Genomic DNA, 16,558 nt, shown 5'->3' with positions numbered 1-16,558 from the left:
CGCCTCCCCTGATTTTCAACGACTCTTGCCCGGTTCCGTTTCCGGGTGAAATAACCAATCTGCGGTTCTCGTGAAAATCGCAGAAGGGTAGTGCGCGCGTCTCCTGATACATTCGCTTTACCGTATATTCGAATTATCGTATATTCGATTTCCCATATGCGTGAGGTGTGTTCATGAGCACCCCCATCAAAGTGCTTTTTATCTGCGTTGCTAACTCCGCTCGATCTCAGCTGGCTGAAGCACTGCTTAGACACAGCGACGCGCGTTTCGAAGCGTTCAGTGCAGGTACCGAACCGACTGACGTTGATCCTCGAACCATTGCCGAACTGGCTCACGTCGGAATTAACGCCCAAGGCCTACATAGCAAGTCCGTCGAAGAGTTTCGTGACGAGCATTTCGACTACGTGATCACCCTCTGCGACAAATCTGCGCGTGAATGTCTGGCGATGCCCAAGGCAGGTGAAGTGCTTGCCTGGGACTTTGAGGATCCAGTGAGCAGCTCCCACCCGGACGCCTTCAAACACGCCCTTCACGATATCCACGAACGCATCAAATTATTTGTATTGGTGAAAACCAAACACTTGGAGGCCTCATGAACGAGCCAATCACTCCTACCGTTTTGTTCAAAAGCCTGGCAGATGACACTCGAACCAAAATAACGCTACTCATCGCCCGCGAGGGAGAACTCTGTGTATGCGAACTGACGGCCGCTCTTGAGCAAAGCCAACCAAAAATATCTCGACATCTCGCACTGCTGAGATCCTCCGGGTTACTGGCGGATCGGCGCCAAGGCCAATGGGTTTACTACCGACTCCATCCCGAACTGCCGACCTGGGTCACCGAAGTGCTTAAGGGTGTCGTTGATGCCAACCAGCAGTGGCTGGACACAGAAACCAAGCGGCTCTGTGAAATGAATGATCGCCCAGTCAATCAGACCGTGTGCGGCTGATCCAACTTTTCGAAACGAGCTGCTCCCATGCTGATTGCGCTACTTATTTTCATTGTCACAATTGTTCTGGTTATCTGGCAGCCCAAAGGGCTGGGTGTCGGCTGGAGTGCTTCGTTAGGTGCCGCATTGGCATTGTTGAGCGGCGTGGTCAGCCTCGGCGATATTCCCGTGGTATGGAGTATCGTTTGGAACGCCACGGCGACGTTCATCGCTGTGATCATCATCAGCCTGCTGCTCGACGAGGCTGGTTTCTTCGAGTGGGCAGCCTTGCATGTCGCTCGCTGGGGAGGTGGCAGCAGCCGCAAGTTGTTTGCTTTCATCATCTTGTTGGGAGCAGCTGTGTCAGCACTGTTCGCCAATGACGGTGCAGCGCTGATCCTTACTCCCATCGTGATCGCCATGTTGCTGGCCCTGCGCTTTTCTCCCGCAGCGACTCTGGCATTTGTGATGGCCGCAGGATTCATTGCCGACACGGCGAGTTTGCCGCTGGTGGTTTCCAATCTTGTGAATATCGTCTCGGCCGATTACTTCAACATCGGCTTCAGCGAGTACGCGGCAATCATGGTGCCGGTCAACCTGGTCAGCATCGTCGCAACGCTGGGGATGCTCCTGTGGTTTTTCCGAAAAGACTTACCCAAGACTTATGACCTAGCACAGCTCCATTCCCCTGAGGATGCGATTCGAGATCGCGCAACGTTCGTGGCTGGATGGTGGGTGTTGCTCGCGTTGCTGGTCGGCTTCTTCGTTGTCGAGCCACTGGGTATCCCTATCAGTGCCATTGCCGCCGCCTGCGCATTGGTGCTCTACGTCATCGCCGCCAAAGGCCATGCCATCAACACCAGCAAAGTGCTCAAGGGCGCCCCGTGGCAAGTCGTGATCTTCTCGCTGGGCATGTACCTGGTGGTGTATGGCTTGAAGAACGCCGGACTGACTGACCACATCGCTCAATTGCTCAACGTCTTCGCGGGATATGGCATTTGGGGAGCATCGCTGGGGACAGGGCTCCTGACTGCCGTGCTTTCTTCGATCATGAACAACATGCCAACAGTGCTCATCGGCGCGCTCTCGATCCATGCAACAGAAGCGACTGGCGTAGTTCATCAAGCCATGGTTTACGCGAACATCATTGGCTGTGACCTGGGTCCGAAAATCACTCCTATCGGCAGTCTAGCCACTCTGCTCTGGCTACACGTGCTGGCCAAGAAAGGCATCACCATCAGTTGGGGCTACTACTTCAAGACGGGTGTAGTGCTCACGCTTCCAATCCTCATTGCCACCCTGAGCGCCTTGGCTTTGCGCCTCAGCTTTTGATTCAAGGAGATCACGATGAAAGTCCTGTTCATGTGCACCCACAATAGCTGCCGGAGCATCTTGTCCGAGGCAGTGTTCAATCACCTTGCTCCTGAAGGCATGGAAGCCATCAGTTCCGGAAGCTTCCCAAGTGGCCAGGTAAACACGCGAGCGATTCGAACACTCAAAGCTGCAGGCATCCCTACTGAAGGCCTTAGCAGTAAAGCGTCCGATGCCTTTGAGGGGGCGCCTCCAGACATCGTCATCACCGTCTGTGATCGTGCGGCCGGCGAAGCGTGCCCGATTTTCTTTGGCCCGGCGCTCAAGGCTCACTGGGGGTTGGCTGATCCATCCGAAGCTACGGGATCTGAAGCGAAAATCGAGGCGGCATTCCAGCAAACCCTGAGCAAAATCCAGGAGCGCGTCAACGCCTTCATTTCGTTGCCTATCGCTACGTTGAGCACAGAAGACCTTAAAACTGAGCTAGCCCGCATCGGCACGTTGTAGGCCGTGTGTGGCTGGAGCCAGGAGTTACTATGAAAGACCATTTTCCAAACATCGAAGCAGATCTCATCGACGTCCCAAGCATGGAGCGACTCACTCCTCGTGAGCCGTCCACGCATAAACCGCGCATCCTTCTGATCTACGGGTCGACCCGCGAGCGCTCGTTCAGTCGGTTGGTTACTCAGGAGGCTGCGCGATTACTGGAGCACTTCGGTGCGGAGACGCGAATCTTCAACCCATCAGGATTACCGCTGCCTGATGATGCTCCGGATACCCATCCGAAAGTCGCGGAACTCCGCGAGCTAATGCAGTGGTCGGAAGGGCAGGTGTGGTGTTCTCCGGAACGTCATGGATCGATGAGTGCCGTCTTTAAATCTCAGATCGACTGGGTGCCATTGGCGATGGGCGCGGTACGTCCGACCCAAGGTAAAACCTTGGCAGTCATGCAGGTTTGTGGCGGTTCTCAGTCTTTCAACGTCGTGAATCAGTTGCGAGTCCTGGGTCGCTGGATGCGTATGGTGACAATCCCCAATCAGTCTTCAGTGCCCAAAGCGTTTACCGAGTTCGACGAGGTTGGACGTATGAAGCCTTCGTCTTACTACGATCGCCTGGTCGACGTGATGGAGGAACTGATGAAGTTCACCCTGCTATTGCGTGACCGTCAGGACTACTTGGTAGACCGTTACTCGGAACGCAAAGAGTCGGCTGAAGAGCTGTCCAAACGGGTTAATCAGCGCTCCATTTGAGTTATGCAGCTGGTCACCAATACGAGTGGTTGCCGATTGTCGGCTCGGGTACCTCCACGAGATATCCACGCTCTGGCCTGGCGCTTGTAATCGATTTTACGCCCTTGCTTCTCATCTTTGATTAGGGGGGGATCTCCCTGCCGCTCTCGGGATACAGGTTACGCTTGATAGGAGGCTGAAGGTGCTGAATGGCAGAACCCGGCCACAAGCTGTCTTTCGGACGCGCCTATGAAACCTAAGGCGCTTAGACTGTGATAAGTGGAAAACAAGGCCTTCATTCCAAGAAGTAGTGACTGAGGATGGACGCGCCGTTAACATTGGACACAGGTCAAATAGACAAGGAGTGGTTTCAGATGGCTTCACGATTGATAAACATTGATTTTGACCAAAAACTTGTGCGACTTACTCCTGAGAACGTGTCACCAGGAGTTAATAACTGGTATACAGTCTTAGTCGGTAAAAATGGAATTGGAAAAAGCCGACTCTTATCTTCCATAGCGCAGATTGGCATCGTTACCGAAGACTATTCTAAGGTTATCGCGGTATCTACTAGCCCCTTTGACAAATTTCCTAGCCCGCGAAATCGATCCAATAATACTGCGAAGGCAAACTACCGGTACGTTGGAATGCGAAGTGAAGGTATTTATCAGAGTTCAAATTCCGTATCTTTAATTTCGTCTGCTGCAAAAGGACTACTGGAGAAACTATCTTCAGAAGATGGAACTCATAATCTCACGGCAGTCTTCGATTCGTTAAATTTTCGACCTGTTGCTGATTTTATTTTGAAGCCAGGATATCTAAGGGGCAGCCGGGAAGCCTACGATACATCTAGAGTTGAGGGAACTAGCCTCGCAATTGAACTTAGACGACTAGAGCGTGAACATTCAATTGAAGTCGATGAGCGATATTTCGAGCTTCTGGAAAATCTACATTATGGCCGACTACTTGAAGTCCTAGATGCGATGGTTACAGTCAATAAGATCTTGACTACAAGAAAGGCAATTGAACTAAGGGCTGACTTTTCCAGATCAACTTTAACCTTTGGTGAGTTTCAGGCCGGCAGATCCATAATACTAGCTGTCTTGGTACTTCTTGAAGTAGGGCTGATGCGCCTGATGGACTTCACATTGGAGAAGTTTGGTTTCGGCCCACTATCTCTAAAAAAAGCTAGTTCGGGCGAACAATGCTTGCTGGTCCTGATTTTGGGTATTGCGGGGCATATCGATGATAACTCGCTAATTCTTATTGACGAGCCGGAGATAAGCCTTCATCCGAGGTGGCAAGAGGAGTTCATGGAGCTGCTCACCTCGTCCTTTGCCAGCTATCAAAACTGCCAGTTCATCATTGCCACTCACTCACCTCAAATAATAGCAAGATTACGTGGGCACGGCTGCTACATTGCTTCCCTGTCTCGCGGCGAGCTTTACGATGCAGAAGAGTTCCATGATAAATCAGCTGATTTCCAACTAGCAGAACTATTTGATGCTCCTGGCATTATGAATGAATACATTTCTCGCCTTGCTTTCAACCTTCTGGCAAAAGTAAAGCACAGCAAAGAAGTAACAGCATCCTCGCAGGCGGAGTTATCGCGGCTTTTACAATTCAAAGAGCAGCTCGAAGAGAGCGATCCCGTGAAGGAGTTAATCATATCCGTTGCTATGCTGTGTGAACACTATGCCGCTAATTAAATATCCAATAACGCTTAGTGCTACATCGTCAGTGATCGTTGAACAGAAAAAAACCTCTCCTGGCTACTCGCACACAAGCTGGGGGGATAATGAACTCCTACCCGTGCGACGAGAAATCCGAGAGCATTATCGAAATGCTCAGCGACTTACGTGCGCTTACTGTTTAGGGCCGATCTCATCATACTCAACATTTGGAGCGCAAATTGAACATATTGCTCCAAAATCACAATACCTTGATTTCATGTTTGAACCTCAAAACATGTGTGTAGTATGCCCAGACTGTAATGAGTTTAAGTCCAATCGAGAGGCCTTAGTAAAGCCAGTATTAACAGCAAACAGAGTCAATTACCCTAAAAATTCCGCATTATTCAGAATTGTTCACCCTCATTTCGACTCATATGAAGAGCACATCGCTAAGTTCAATCGCCTTTACGTAGAATGCTCAGATAAGGGAGGCTACACAATTTACATCTGTAACTTGAATCGTTTCTATAGAAAATTTGGGCGTTGCGAAGAACTAGTTGAGGATGTGAACTTGGCAGAACAATCTGAACGTTTCTTTGAAAACGGCATTGCTCCTGAGCATCCTTGATTATTGCTAACCTTTCCAGAGGACTGATCGCAGTCAATTGGCCCATCTTAGGGCGCGTGCGCATATGCAATATTTAACTGCTCTTTCCTCTTGCCTGCATCCATACGAGATCAACTCTATCATTCGTACCCCGGAGAGGACTTTCCTTTTATGCAGACCTTAGCGGACACCGACAAGATCGGTTTCGTTTTTTTCAGACGCTCCCGATGACCGCTCCTGGCCGATTTCAGCCCTTTACTACAGGCAGCAACCGGCCAATTGCTGCCTCTCACGAAGGGCCGCAATCCACAACCCATAGCTGCCATTAGCGAAGGGTAATTCCGCGACCATACACGGCAACTCACTCCCCGCTATCAACCGCCTCGGGGGCAAAATAGGTTAAAGGTTGGGGTACTGTGCTTCCTCTTCTGATTGGCTTGCATGCCAATCCGCCCACAGCTTAGCCTCTGCATCAAATAGCTCACGTGAGACGGTGCGTGGCCTGAACTCAACGATATCCTGTGTATCCGTCGCAAATATGTAGCGGCTGGCGCCATTGATGATCATCGTACGAAAAAATGCCGCGTCGGAGAGGCTTACCGTACTGCCTCGTGGAGGGGGGCGCTGGCCGACACAAGCGAATAGGAGGTGCTTGGGGCTAAGAGGAAGGAAAAGTCTTGTTCCTTGTACCCCCCAGCCGCCTTCAAGGCTCAGCTCTCCGTTCGCCCCCACTCCCAGCCTTGTGAACGGATTATCTGTTGTTGGCCAAGTGACTCCAGTGGGGGCGTGCAGGATGGTCCATCGATGAGTTGGCATACGATGGATTGTGTTTTTGAGGATGTGTTCGAGTTGCCAAATCCAAAACTTCCGCCCATTCAGTACCCGTGCTTCGATACCTACTGAGCCATCCTGATTTTTCACGCGATGGAGCTTAAGGGGCAGCTTGCTGTACGGGTCTACAGCTGATGCGGGCTCAAGTTTGATACCAGAAGCCAAAGCTGCTTCAACTTTGGCAACCGATCCCTCCATCGACTCAGACAAAAAAGCCTCAAGCGTTTCGTTCTGGCGCTTCATGAAGCTCTGCATGCCTGTAGGCGTCCTAATCGATTGCGCTACGGCGAAGCGGAACAAATTGTTCCAATCCTTGACACTCAATTGAGTCTCATTAACTACCTTTGCTATCGACACCGATGCAGGCCGCTCAAATTCACGATCAAGCCAGCGCTCAATCTCATCGCTGTCTTTAGAGCCCGAGAAATAGGTATAAAGGTGCTGGTGTTTAGCAATACCTTTGGGGGAATGAGGCTTCCAATGCTCGCACTTCTCATGCGGCACTAGGAGCCTGTAAGTGAGAATTTTGCCATTGATCACCCATTGCCTCAGGTAGGCCTGCGGTACATAGTGGTTTTCTTTTTTGATGCCTTCCATCGTGGCGCTTCATCCTCATTAATCTGTCAGGAGACAGCCCTATTCAGGGTGTGTCAGATATCCGATGTCCGATGCCAAATGAACCACTCCAGTGTGAACGAGAACTCGTAGAAAGCGACAGAAGCATAGCGTTAGCTGCCCAGAATGGGCAGTGGCGGGAACAGGTGCACTAGTTAGTGCGAGCAGTTCACAAACGGCAGTTCATTTTCCTAAAGGTCACCATGAGGTCACCATTAGGTTGTGTCCAACAGTATGAACGTTTTAGCTAGCTGTAAAACCGCCTTGACTACGCTATTGCCATATGATATCAATTTGCCTCCGGGCTCGGGGTACGATTTAACTTTCCACTGACTATATGCGGTGGCCAATGCAAGGGTAGCTTTGCCTATTCGCGCTTAACGATGTTGTTAACGTTGGCGATGTGTAAAAGAGAAAATGACCCCGAGACCCGGTTATCACCATGAATATCGAAGAGATTTTTAAAAATTTATTTCGTCCAGGATTCAGCGACCTTGACAACTTGTGCCGGCTTCTAAAAGTTGACCAAAAGAAACTGCTCAGTTTTTTGTACAAAAAGAACTCAAGTCACTATGTAAGTTTTTCCATCCCTAAGAGAAATGGTACGCCGCGGGCTATCGTGGCTCCTAAGCGCGTATTGAAGAGACTTCAGCGCGAGCTCTTAGAACATCTCGAAAAATTTTACACACCAAAATCCTCCACCCATGGATTTGTTGAAGGTCGAAGCATCAAAACCAATGCTCAAATCCATTCGGGGAAAAAGTACGTATTCAATATCGACTTAAAAGATTTCTTTGGAAGTATTCACTTTGGCCGGGTACGAAATTTATTCATGGCCCAACCGTTCAATGCACCACGGAACGTAGCAACCGTGATTGCACATATCTGTTGTAGTGATGGTCGGCTAGCGCAAGGATCGCCAACCTCTCCATTAATATCCAACATGATCTGCCGCAAACTTGATGCGCAGCTTCAAGCTGTAGCGAAAACAGGAAAATGCCATTTCACACGCTATGCAGATGATATAACTTTTTCTTTTACTACTCCGTTAAAATACCTACCAAAAGATATAATCGAGGTTTCTGAAGATCGTAGGGCTATCCCAGGGCGAGAATTGGAGGAAATCATCAAATCCAATGGCTTCATGATTAATCCTGAAAAAACACGACTCCAACATCGATCTCAACGCCAAATGGTGACCGGCCTTATCGTGAATGAGAGGCCGAACGTTACTAGAGAATTCGTTCGCCTTACAAGCTCAATGATTAATGCTCTCAAGCGACATGGATGTGAGTTGGCAGAAGCTAAATACTTGGAGCTTTTGAAGGGAGAAAGCCATCCCTTACAGCCACGGCAGATCATTAGAACAAAAGATAATGCGGGCGATTTTTTCATCAAGGTTGTGAAAGGCCGTCTTAATTACATTCAAATGATCCGCGGGCGTGGAGACAAGGTTTATCGCCGGCTAGCCTACGACTTTACCGTCGCTATCGGCAAAGCAAACCCAGAGTTCAAAAAGACTCCTGAAGAAGTTTTGGGGAACTCGATATTCGTAGTTAATAATATGACCGATGACAGCCAGGGAACCGCATTCCTGCTGGATGGAGTTGGAATCGTTACCAACGAACACGTTGTACGCGGCGTATCAAAATCCATGGCGCCTCATATGATTTCATTCCAACGAGCTAACGAAGAGAAAGAGTACACCGCAGAACTTATCCTTTCTGATAAAAAAGCAGACTTGGCTATATTTCATCCAAACGCGGAATTTCGTAGCATCCCTTCTCTACGGAGAGCCGAGAGATCAATAATCCGACCGATGGAGTCAGTTCTATCAATTGGCTTTCCTAGGCATAGAGATGGAGCCGCACACTATATTGCTAGAGGGCATACAACTCAGCGTCGTAGACAAGTTGATCTAGATCTTTGGCTAGTAGACTTTACTCTCTTTGAAGGGAATAGTGGCGGCCCCTTCTTCAACGACTCCATGGAGGTCATTGGCGTTGCAGCAAGGGGAGCTAAAAACAATATCGAATCAGCGCTATTTGGATTCATTCCATTGGAAAGTTTAAATACATTCATTATTAGAAAAGATTTTGTTTTTTATAAAAAATTACATGATTTATTAGGGGGCTGCCTTCTTAAGGCTTTACCAAAACGTAGTCGCGACGGAGTTTTCACTGAGATTCATCATCAGAGAATTGAGCGAGTAACGGCTCGGCTGCAGGAGTAGGGCGGTGTTGACTGTTCTGCAATTCCAAAACTGACATAATTATAGACTGTTCTTAGCCTTTTGCAGTCTTAGCGAAAGGCAGCTATTGGCCGGTTTTTGCCCGTCGTGACCGAGGTCTGCAGGGGATGGCTGGTGTTCAGTTATGCCTTGAAACGTTGGATTGACCTCTAGGTTTGAAGCCTGCGAATGGCTACCGTAATCGAAGTTAAGGCCTCACTTCACACGAGTTGGTCGGCCGGGTGGGCCGCTTACATCGACTTGACCGAAATAACTTCCACAAACCTGAATTTTTTCTTGGCTATCTTTGTCGCTTCTTGCTCCGCAACTAGGGAACTCAGGGTATCGGCCTCATGTACGATTTCGTGCATCTTGCCTTCGAACTCATTCCCCACCCTCAGTGTGACTTTCAATCTGGGAGTAAAGGTTTTTGATAGTTTCTTTTTCTTCACTACCTCTGTCGGCTCCGCGATTACGATTTCCGGCGCAGTGTGTTGCTCGTGGGTGGCGATTACTGATGCAGGGGCCTCTGGCTCACCGAATAGCGCCCGACGCATTTCTTCTTCCGTCAGCTCTGTAGTCATACCATTTATCGAGAGGGGATCATCTATAGCGTTTCCGATTGTAGCAGTGTGGCCGGCTTCGGAAATGATAAGCTCTTCTTGATACATACCTACCATAGCCACTAAACGGCGAAGAACATTAGTTTCTATCCTGAGCTTTCGTATGAGTGTGGCGCTTATTGACACTCATGCTTGTATTGTCGCTGCTTCACATTTACGCTTTGTCCTGTCGCGGTCAATCCCGCGACCGGGTGTCGCAACCTGTATCGAAACCAAGGCGCGGTATGTGCCATATCGCACAGTCAGCACTTCAAGTGCTAGCTGCTGCTTTTCTATGGCGCACCGTGCAGGGCAGGCTTCGGCCTGGCCGGGTTCCTTGGTTTCCGGTTTGCGACCCCTGTACGGTGTGCCACCCATTCGTGTCGCAACGGTGGATGGCGTTCCTTAATCAAACCAAGGAGATAAGGAAAATGGCATGTCCCCCTTTTAAGCCCGTGCGCCACCCCGGCCAGATGGTTCAAGCTGCAAACTATCTCGGAGGATTCCGCGATGTTTGATCTTTCGCTTCTCATCGGTCTTCCCAAACCCAACAGCATCGATACTTCATCGCTTACCCCTGAAGATGCAGCGATAAAACTACGGCAGGCTGCCACTCTCCGGCTTAACGGAGCCCAGAGTGTTCTGCTTCATTTTCCGCAAGACGTTGAGCTGGCAGTAGAGTTGCTGGATGACGCCGCGGTGTTGTACGACAGGGCGTTTCGGAATCTGACTGGCATCCCAGCTCAAAGTGTCCATCAACAGATCCATGAATATGTCTCTGTCCCGTCAGTTGAAGGGGCTCCCGCGATCCAAACCCCGTGGGGCGATGAGTTCGCTCCGGCAATCAAGGAGGGAGTTCGTTGCGCAGAGATTTGGCTTGAGGGCTCATCATTACCGTTATGGTGGGCGCTGTCTCAGAACCGAAAACGTCATCGTCCAGGTGATCCACAAGAGGCATTTGAAGCCGGTTTTTTGCTGCGCTTGCAGCAGACGCTGATCATGCGACGCGAGGCCGTCACTTCCCAATCAACCCGCTTTGATGCCTGAGTCTGTAATTGACGTTTGAGATTTGCTTTTCCCGCCAGACCCTCCGATCAAGTGATCTTTGATCGCGCTGATCGGAGGGTTCACTCGCTTTTTCTCGAAGCCGCCGCCTTTCACCCTCCATGCTCAAATTTAATTCACACCACGCCTGCTTTCACCATCAGTAATTCCCCGCGATTTCTATCGAGCGCAACTTTATTCAGTGTGTGTCCGAATCTTTTCTTTGGGCATGGATGTAGGTGTGGCGACAGCGGCGACGCCGGCGACAACCCACGTAGAACGTGGTCTGGAGCATGGCGACAGAAGTGGCGACAGTCGCCACTTTCTCAGCACATTGGGGTGCCGCTTGACCGCCTTTTCGAGTGGGTATAACAATTGGCGCACGGATCGCTGTCGTTGACAGCACCAGCCCAGGTAGCCAGAACCTTTAAGGCTACGCCACTTGCGTGGTGGTTTTTCCCCAAGTGCGATTAGCGTCCGGCGGCTCGCGCGGTCACTCCCCAAGAGTGATGGATGCCTACTCGACTAATCTGCCTACTGCGGCAGACGATGGACCTACCTCGCTGCATTGCAGCAACCTCACCTCTTGGCACACTTCGCTGCGCCAGATCGCGCCCGTCTCTTTCTCCTGGAAAGAGACGGGCGCTCGTACCACTGCTGCAAGCCACGTCGTGCAGGGCATTGCCGCAACTCTCCTCGTGACAATCGACCTGACAAATCCGACTCGTCGCCATCTGCAACGACACAGGCACCGGTGCCGCAGCCAATGGAAAGGCTGCATCTGACTGACAGTCAGGCATGCCCCAGGTGTCCATGTCGTTGCCTTCTCCTACTCCGGATCTCCAGGTGCCGAACTCGTCAGTCGGCACAGCCTCTACCCGCCCGCATCTTCGGATGCGACTAAGGAGGCCAGATTCATGGGGTTATGCCCTCGCTCCCGGTTGTAAGGAGCCGTTCGTTCCGCGTCAGTGAGCACCTCACAGGCCGCAGGGGCCTTGATCCCTGATAACACTCAACAACCGTGGCGGGACTACGTGAGGACAACCAGCAATGAACGAGGAGAGGACCATGCAGCAGTTAGATCCGAAGCTTGAACTACCACCACCACCTCGACCGTTGATTGAGTCGAATCCCCTAGCTCAGCCTTATCCGGTGCAGGCACTGGGTGGGGTTCTTGGGCCTGCGGTGGAGCGCATGGCCGAGGTCATCGGCGTGCCCCAGGCGCTGGCTGCGCAATCGGTGTTGGCTGCCTCGGCACTGGCCACACAAGGCCATGCGGGTTTACAGCTCGACGGGAGAAATTACCCTCTGTCGCTGTACCTGATTACGGTGGCCGCGTCAGGGGATCGTAAAACGGCAGCAGACCGATCTGCATTGCTGCCAGCACGCCAATGGGAGCGTGAGCAGTGGCAGCGCTACCGCGAACAGCTTGCCCGGTACCGCGCCGCACAGCGCCAGATGCAGCGTATCAACCCTGCCGATTCCGACTCCGCGAACGGCGTACCGCTCGAAGCGGAGCCCTCTGCACCGAGGCTGATTACCACGGACCCAACTATTGAAGCGCTGATCAAAGGGCTCTGCTATGACCTGCCGAGCATGGGGTTGTTCTGCGATGAAGGGGGACAATTCCTCGGCAGCACCACCATGAGTCGAGATAACCGTTTGAAAGCGGTTACGACCTTGTCGTCACTCTGGGACGGCAGCCCGATAGATCGCGCGCGGTCCATGGTGGGTGAAAGCTTGCGAGCTTACGATCGACGCTTAAGCCTGCACCTGATGCTGCAACCGTATCTAGCCATGCATTTACTCAGTGACCCGTTGCTGCAGGGGCAAGGCATTCTCGGTCGCTGTTTGATGACCTGGCCCACCAGTCTAGCCGGGCAACGTAGCTACCAGGCTGTCGACTTGTCCAGAGACGCCGCCCTCAAGCGCTATCATCAGCGCCTTTCGGCCTTGTTTCATCAGCCCTGGTCACTTTCCGATGATGGAGCCTTGCAGCTGTCGAAGCTGAGCCTCAGTCCGCTGGCGCGTCGTCGCTGGATTGATTTGCATGATGCTATCGAAGCTCAGTTGGGGGAGTTTGGCGAGCTGGCCAGCGTGCGGCCCAGCGGATCAAAGGCTGCCGATAACCTTCTGCGCATCGCGGGCATTCTTGCAGTTGTGGAGGAGAGCAGCGTCGTGGAGGTCGACCATATCCAACGGGCCTCTGCCTTAGTTGGCTACTACCTCACCGAGATCCAGCGCCTGACTGAGCAGGAGCCAGTGTGTCGAGTAAAAGAGGAGGCTGACCGGTTGCTGCGATGGCTACAGGTCAAAGATTGGAAGCGTTTCAGTGTTCGTGAATTGAATCGCAACGGTCCCCGCTTTGCCCGTAAGAGCAGTCGTCATACCGCCAAGCTGTTGGTCGAATTGATTGATCATCAGTGGCTCATCACTGACGGCCACACCTTCGAGGTGCGCCATGTTCAATATTGATGAAGCGCTACGCAACCATCTGGCTCAGCGCCAAAAGGAGCCGAAAGCGCGATTTGTCGCCGCTACTGTCGCCACTTTGTCGCCACGTTCAAAGCCAAGCAGGACAAGGGTTGTCGCCGCTGTCGCCGGTGTCGCCACCACCCATAAAGCTATCGCCTCTACGACAGCCATTATTCAATGGCTGAAAGAGGAGGGTGCGCATCTTTACGTCACCGACAACACGCTGTGTTTCCGTCCAACTGATTGGGCCCAGTTCGCTATTGTGAGTGCACACTGGCACGCCCTTCTACATGAGCTTGCTGCAGTCGATCAGGAACAGAAAAATGGCTCGCCTCGGTAAGCGAGCGGGGCGCAATTTCGGCTTCGGTCGCCAGCTCAGCTATGCCGGACCGCAAGCACTGAAAGACCTGTTTGGCGACGGCCATTTTGCTACCGTCAAAGCCCATAGTGATCGCTGGCAGGCCTTCGTGCGTTGGTGTCGATCCGAGGAAGGGCCCAGGCTCAATGATGCGCGACAGATCGACCGCGAGATCCTCATGCGGTACGCCGCCTATATTAGGCAGCAGGTTGATCAGGGCAACGTCGGCATCGCCACCGCACAGAACCGACTGTCTAGCGTGAACCGAACGATGGCTGCGCTGCGCGGTGATCAATACATCAAAATCCCGAGTCCGAGCAAGGCGCTGGGTATGCAGCGCTCAAGCGTGCGTAGTCAGGCACCACAAGGCCAAGACCGTGTGCAGGTCAGGCTGATTGCGCAAGCGCTGTCAGAGCGACAGCAACTGAGGGTGAGTGCCATCTTGCTCCTCGCTCGGGAGACCGGCATGCGCCTGCGTGAAGCGATCTTGGCGGACTTGCCCCGGCTGCAACGTGAGGCTCGGCAACTGGGCAAGATCAATATCCAGGACGGCACCAAAGGCGGTCGATCAGGCGCATCGGCACCGCGTTGGATTGCGGCCACGGATCAAGTTCGTGGCGCCCTCGACAGGGCCAGCGAGGCCTCACCCAAGGGCAGTCGGAATCTGTTAACACCTGATGAAAGCTACAAAGATTTCTTACAGACAATCGTACGACCGGCGCGGGACATCATGCATGAGCATGGATTGAAAGGCTTTCATGAGCTGCGAGCGGCTTACGCCTGTGATCGCTATGAGCAACTGACTGGCTTTCCTGCACCCGTTAATGGTGGTCGTGTTCATCAAGAGGATCGAGCACTCGATCAGCGAGCCCGTAAGCAGATCAGCCACGAGTTGGGACATAACCGCATCGATGTGGTCAGCGCCTACATCGGAGGTCGGCGATGAAGTCCGAGTTCGACATGGCATTGTTTCTGCGCCCCTTGCTCAAAGGTGCGCATGCCACGCGGCAGCGGCACATCAGGCAAGCAGAAAGGATGCACAAGGTGATTCGTGAGCGCTGGGGTTGCGCGACTCCCTGGTCCTGGAGAGAAAAGCACGTGAGATGGTTTCTGGAGCACTATTTGCGATGCTCAGCGCCAGCTACCATCTACTACTACGAGTTAACAGCAGGGTTGATCCGCCGTAGAAAGGCAAAAATCGTGGTTGCCTGATAGACCTTTAAGCGTGAGCCCCTGAGTATGGGAATGCGGAGCCTTCCCATACTCAGGGGCTTTGACTAAGGAGCGCAGGCGTACCAGAGATTTGGGGGTAGTCGTAAAGTCCGTCGCCATGCTGTACTACGCGTTTACACGGTTTTTCGCTGGTGCTACCGGCCTCAGGATACTCCGAGTATCGGTACGACGTTGAGGTCTCTGGTGTTTTTGATCGCGGCTGCCGACAGGCTGCCGGTGGCCGCCTTCTGGATATGCTCACTCCACCAAGCCATCATCGGACGCCGGCGTTCGATATAATCCGCCCGGTTGTAGGCGCTTCGAACCTCGTCTTTATCGACATGCGCCAACGCGACTTCGATTAGTTCCGAATCCCACCCATGCTCGTTCAGGATTGTGCTGGCCATTGAGCGCATGCCGTGGCTGACCAAGCGGTCCTGAAAGCCCATGCGCTTCAACGCCATGTTGGCTGTCTGGCTATTGGCGTGAGTACGTGGGTTTCGGTCTGCCGGGAAAACATACTCTCGATGACCGCTATGGGATTTGAGTATTTCCAGCAATGCCATGGCTTGATCGCTTAGCGGGATGCTGTGTGGGCGTCGCTTTTTCATCCGCTCCGGAGGAATGGTCCAGACACGCCTTTCGAAATCGAGGTCTGCCCAGCGAGTAGTCGCCGCTTCAGCAGGGCGAGTCATGGTATGCAACTGCCATTCGATAAGGCAGCGGGTAGTGCGTTTGATACTGGCGTTTGCGAGTTCCAGCATGAGCTCGGGTAGCTCTTCGGGCGGGAGCGCGGCCATGTTTTCTTTCTTGGGTTTCTTGAATACCGCCCGGATGCCACTCAGCGGGTTGGCGAAGATCAGACCGGAGTTCACGCCGTAGGTCATGATCTCGTTAAGGCGCTGACTAAGGCGCTTAACTGTCTCCAGGCTGCCTTTCGCTTCGATTGGACGAAGCAGCTCGATCACCATCGGCGCGGTGATTTTCGCGAGTGGCGTCGTCTTCAAATCGGGGAACACATGCAGCGTGAGCGACCGCCAAATATCCTCGGCGTAGGCCGGCGTGACCGAGTCTTTCTTAAGCTCGAACCAGGCAGTGGCTACGTTCTCGAAAGTGTGTTCCGTTTCTGCGCGCTTGGCCTCATTTAGCGTATCGCGCTGCACTTTCGGATCGATGCCTTGGGCGAGCAGCTCGCGTGCTTGCACTGCCATCTTTCGGGCGTTCGCCAACGAAAGCTCTGGGTAGGTACCCAAGCCCATGTTAATTCGGTTCTTAGTCACCGGTTCACGGTAATTGAAATTCCACAGCAGAGAGCCGTTGCTGCGTACACGGAGTTGCAAACCGTCCCCGTCGGTGAGGACGTAATCCTTGGGCGCGGGTTTGACTCCCTTGAGCTGTCGATCGGAGAGGCGGAGAGTTTGAGCAGTCATGAGATTTCCCTCA

At 52.4% G+C, this 16,558-nt stretch carries 15 protein-coding genes; 12 read left to right on the top strand and 3 right to left on the bottom strand.

Annotation, left to right across the window (positions count from 1 at the left end; translation table 11 throughout):
* Nucleotides 1-173: 173 nt before the first annotated feature.
* The 6 genes from BFQ01_RS11270 (at nt 174) to BFQ01_RS31380 (ending at nt 5,177) form a co-directional block, all read left to right on the top strand.
* A complete protein-coding gene (locus tag BFQ01_RS11270; RefSeq protein ID WP_065925330.1) occupies nt 174-596 on the top strand; it encodes an arsenate reductase ArsC in 423 nt (140 codons plus the stop codon).
* Entirely contained in the window at nt 593-949 is a 357-nt protein-coding gene (locus BFQ01_RS11265; protein WP_047598137.1) for a metalloregulator ArsR/SmtB family transcription factor, read from the top strand. The genes BFQ01_RS11270 and BFQ01_RS11265 overlap by 4 nt, the downstream gene beginning before the upstream one ends.
* Before the next feature lie 27 nt (nt 950-976).
* Complete coding sequence (locus BFQ01_RS11260; RefSeq protein WP_065925329.1) at nt 977-2,260, top strand: arsenic transporter; 1,284 nt, start codon at nt 977-979, stop codon at nt 2,258-2,260.
* Nucleotides 2,261-2,275: 15 nt separating this feature from the next.
* Nucleotides 2,276-2,746, top strand: coding sequence for an arsenate reductase ArsC (locus BFQ01_RS11255; RefSeq protein ID WP_065925328.1), 471 nt, complete (start codon nt 2,276-2,278; stop codon nt 2,744-2,746).
* Between the two features lie 29 nt (nt 2,747-2,775).
* Nucleotides 2,776-3,489, top strand: coding sequence for an arsenical resistance protein ArsH (arsH, locus tag BFQ01_RS11250; protein ID WP_065925327.1), 714 nt, complete (start codon nt 2,776-2,778; stop codon nt 3,487-3,489).
* 353 nt (nt 3,490-3,842) lie between these two features.
* Nucleotides 3,843-5,177: an AAA family ATPase gene (locus BFQ01_RS31380; RefSeq protein ID WP_256097727.1), complete on the top strand. Its 1,335-nt coding sequence runs from the start codon at nt 3,843-3,845 to the stop codon at nt 5,175-5,177.
* Nucleotides 5,178-6,147: 970 nt separating this feature from the next.
* On the opposite strand, the gene BFQ01_RS11240 is transcribed toward BFQ01_RS31380, so the two are convergent.
* On the bottom strand, nt 6,148-7,176 hold the full coding sequence (locus tag BFQ01_RS11240; RefSeq protein WP_065925325.1) for a DUF4238 domain-containing protein: 1,029 nt from the start codon (nt 7,174-7,176) through the stop codon (nt 6,148-6,150).
* Nucleotides 7,177-7,636: 460 nt separating this feature from the next.
* Here BFQ01_RS11240 and BFQ01_RS11235 point away from each other — a divergent pair, with 460 nt between their 5' ends.
* Nucleotides 7,637-9,427, top strand: coding sequence for a reverse transcriptase domain-containing protein (locus BFQ01_RS11235; RefSeq protein ID WP_083244870.1), 1,791 nt, complete (start codon nt 7,637-7,639; stop codon nt 9,425-9,427).
* A gap of 248 nt (nt 9,428-9,675) precedes the next feature.
* Here BFQ01_RS11235 and BFQ01_RS11230 read toward each other — a convergent pair whose 3' ends face one another.
* The gene (locus BFQ01_RS11230; RefSeq protein WP_065925352.1) at nt 9,676-10,008 is read right to left on the bottom strand and encodes a hypothetical protein; all 333 of its coding nucleotides are present in this window, start codon (nt 10,006-10,008) and stop codon (nt 9,676-9,678) included.
* A gap of 528 nt (nt 10,009-10,536) precedes the next feature.
* Here BFQ01_RS11230 and BFQ01_RS11225 point away from each other — a divergent pair.
* From BFQ01_RS11225 to BFQ01_RS11205, 5 genes are all read left to right on the top strand, one after another.
* Nucleotides 10,537-11,073, top strand: a complete 537-nt coding sequence (locus BFQ01_RS11225) for a LasR-specific antiactivator QslA (RefSeq protein WP_065925324.1) — start codon at nt 10,537-10,539, stop codon at nt 11,071-11,073.
* Between the two features lie 1,065 nt (nt 11,074-12,138).
* Nucleotides 12,139-13,545, top strand: a complete 1,407-nt coding sequence (locus BFQ01_RS11220; RefSeq protein ID WP_065925351.1) for a YfjI family protein — start codon at nt 12,139-12,141, stop codon at nt 13,543-13,545.
* A complete protein-coding gene (locus BFQ01_RS11215; RefSeq protein WP_065925323.1) occupies nt 13,532-13,885 on the top strand; it encodes a hypothetical protein in 354 nt (117 codons plus the stop codon). The genes BFQ01_RS11220 and BFQ01_RS11215 overlap by 14 nt, the downstream gene beginning before the upstream one ends.
* Complete coding sequence (locus tag BFQ01_RS11210; protein ID WP_065925322.1) at nt 13,869-14,849, top strand: integrase domain-containing protein; 981 nt, start codon at nt 13,869-13,871, stop codon at nt 14,847-14,849. The genes BFQ01_RS11215 and BFQ01_RS11210 overlap by 17 nt, the downstream gene beginning before the upstream one ends.
* Nucleotides 14,846-15,115 (top strand): hypothetical protein, encoded by a 270-nt coding sequence (locus BFQ01_RS11205; RefSeq protein ID WP_065925321.1) that lies wholly within the window; start codon nt 14,846-14,848, stop codon nt 15,113-15,115. The genes BFQ01_RS11210 and BFQ01_RS11205 overlap by 4 nt, the downstream gene beginning before the upstream one ends.
* Nucleotides 15,116-15,279: 164 nt before the next feature.
* Here BFQ01_RS11205 and BFQ01_RS11200 read toward each other — a convergent pair whose 3' ends face one another.
* Nucleotides 15,280-16,545, bottom strand: coding sequence for an integrase domain-containing protein (locus BFQ01_RS11200; protein WP_065925320.1), 1,266 nt, complete (start codon nt 16,543-16,545; stop codon nt 15,280-15,282).
* Nucleotides 16,546-16,558 lie beyond the last annotated feature (13 nt).

It is taken from the genome of Pseudomonas sp. 8 R 14, assembly GCF_900005955.1.
In the GTDB taxonomy this organism is placed as follows: domain Bacteria; phylum Pseudomonadota; class Gammaproteobacteria; order Pseudomonadales; family Pseudomonadaceae; genus Aquipseudomonas; species Aquipseudomonas marginalis.
The sequence above is the reverse complement of the archived record's forward strand: the minus strand, read 5'-3'. Positions and strand labels throughout refer to the sequence as shown.

Coding starts and splice junctions, on each gene's coding strand:
- BFQ01_RS11210 (WP_065925322.1), top strand. CDS start 13,869: ATGGCTCGCCTCGGTAAGCGAGCGGGGCGCAATTTCGGCTTCGGTCGC.
- BFQ01_RS11230 (WP_065925352.1), bottom strand. CDS start 10,008: ATGACTACAGAGCTGACGGAAGAAGAAATGCGTCGGGCGCTATTCGGT.
- BFQ01_RS11270 (WP_065925330.1), top strand. CDS start 174: ATGAGCACCCCCATCAAAGTGCTTTTTATCTGCGTTGCTAACTCCGCT.
- BFQ01_RS11260 (WP_065925329.1), top strand. CDS start 977: ATGCTGATTGCGCTACTTATTTTCATTGTCACAATTGTTCTGGTTATC.
- BFQ01_RS11200 (WP_065925320.1), bottom strand. CDS start 16,545: ATGACTGCTCAAACTCTCCGCCTCTCCGATCGACAGCTCAAGGGAGTC.
- BFQ01_RS11255 (WP_065925328.1), top strand. CDS start 2,276: ATGAAAGTCCTGTTCATGTGCACCCACAATAGCTGCCGGAGCATCTTG.
- BFQ01_RS31380 (WP_256097727.1), top strand. CDS start 3,843: ATGGCTTCACGATTGATAAACATTGATTTTGACCAAAAACTTGTGCGA.
- BFQ01_RS11225 (WP_065925324.1), top strand. CDS start 10,537: ATGTTTGATCTTTCGCTTCTCATCGGTCTTCCCAAACCCAACAGCATC.
- BFQ01_RS11235 (WP_083244870.1), top strand. CDS start 7,637: ATGAATATCGAAGAGATTTTTAAAAATTTATTTCGTCCAGGATTCAGC.
- BFQ01_RS11215 (WP_065925323.1), top strand. CDS start 13,532: ATGTTCAATATTGATGAAGCGCTACGCAACCATCTGGCTCAGCGCCAA.
- arsH (WP_065925327.1), top strand. CDS start 2,776: ATGAAAGACCATTTTCCAAACATCGAAGCAGATCTCATCGACGTCCCA.
- BFQ01_RS11220 (WP_065925351.1), top strand. CDS start 12,139: ATGCAGCAGTTAGATCCGAAGCTTGAACTACCACCACCACCTCGACCG.
- BFQ01_RS11265 (WP_047598137.1), top strand. CDS start 593: ATGAACGAGCCAATCACTCCTACCGTTTTGTTCAAAAGCCTGGCAGAT.
- BFQ01_RS11205 (WP_065925321.1), top strand. CDS start 14,846: ATGAAGTCCGAGTTCGACATGGCATTGTTTCTGCGCCCCTTGCTCAAA.
- BFQ01_RS11240 (WP_065925325.1), bottom strand. CDS start 7,176: ATGGAAGGCATCAAAAAAGAAAACCACTATGTACCGCAGGCCTACCTG.